1 protein-coding gene is annotated in these 1,314 nt (G+C 70.2%); it reads left to right on the forward strand.

Annotated features, from left to right (window positions below):
• Positions 1 to 799: 799 nt before the first annotated feature.
• The coding region (locus ON38_RS36275; protein ID WP_218000832.1) for a type 1 periplasmic-binding domain-containing protein at positions 800 to 1,314 on the forward strand (515 nt) is incomplete at its 3' end.

The raw sequence follows: 1,314 nt of genomic DNA on the forward strand, positions 1-1,314 counted from the left end.
CTCCTCTCCGGCGGCCGAGGCCCGGGAGGCGGGCGCGGGAATCGAACCGGGACACTCGGTGCGTCCGGGTGCGGATCCCGAGGCCGCTCGCGGCGACAGCAGCGGAGGCCGGGCTGCGCAGCCGGCGGGAGAATTGCATGCTCGTCTGCTGCAGCGGCTGGCCGGGGAGGAACCGGTCGGCGAGCTCTCGGCTGTCAAACCGGACAAGCCTGCGGCGTCGGTGGGCACTGTCGTCAATGAATCGCCCGGTGGGCGTGTGGATATCGGCGACGGCTCTGTCGCGAAGCCGGGTAAACCGGCGGGCGCGACGGCCGGTGAGGTGAACATCTCGGGTGGGCGTGATGTGCGTGCCGGGTCGCTGCAATCCGAGGCTTCCGGCGGACGCGTGCCGGGAGCCGGAGACGAGGGTGGGGTAGCGCCCGCCAGGTCCGGAGGCTTGCCGGAGGAACCGGCCGGCACCGGGAAAGCCGAGGCCGATATCGGGCGTTCTGCCGCCGATGGCGACGACCCGGTTGTCGGTGCGGGTAGATCTGCGGAGTCACCGGAGGCCACGGCTGTACCGCGGCTCCCCGGGGCCGCCGATGAAGTAGTGGTGCGTGAGCCCGTCGCAGGGGCGGCGAAGGTGACCGCTACGCCCGAATCGTCGGCCCCCGCGCGTTCCGGTTCCGAAGCCACGCCGGTCAAGCCGCCCGATGCGGTGAAGCCGGCGGTGAACAGGTCGGATGCGGTCGGTAAGCCGCTGGGGTATCCGGATCGAGCGGTTTCGGCCGACGCGTCCGGCGGAGCGTCCGAACCGCCGGTGGTGAAATCGGAGCCGCCGGTCGGCGCCGGCGCGATGGATACGGCGGTGCAGCCGTCCGGCGAGTCGCCGGCGAAATCGTCTGTATCCGCCGAGGAGCCCGGACGGGCAGCCGAAGACGGTGGCCCATCGCGGCTCGACACCGAGTCCGCCGATGATTCCGGTGGGGGGACGGGATCGCGGGATTCGGAACCTGTTGACGGGCAGGAAGCGCCGTCGGGCGGGGACGGTTCGGAGGGGGCGGATCTGGCGGCGAGGTATTTGCGCGAGGCGCATGAGGTGCTTGCGCGGCATGCGGCGACGGATTGGAGTTTGGTGTCGCCGGAGGGTTTCGATTGGATGATTCGGGAGAGTCCGGATCGGATCGAGTCGGCGGCGGCGATGGTGGAGATTATTCGGCGGGGTGATCCGAAGCATCGGGTGTTGCGGTGGACTCAGGTGATGGCGATGTTGGTGGCGCGGGATGCGGGTGTGGGGAATATGCAGGCGGGGGAGGGGAAGACGTTGGTGTTTCT

The organism is Nocardia testacea NBRC 100365 (genome assembly GCF_000308775.1).
In the GTDB taxonomy this organism is placed as follows: domain Bacteria; phylum Actinomycetota; class Actinomycetes; order Mycobacteriales; family Mycobacteriaceae; genus Nocardia; species Nocardia testacea.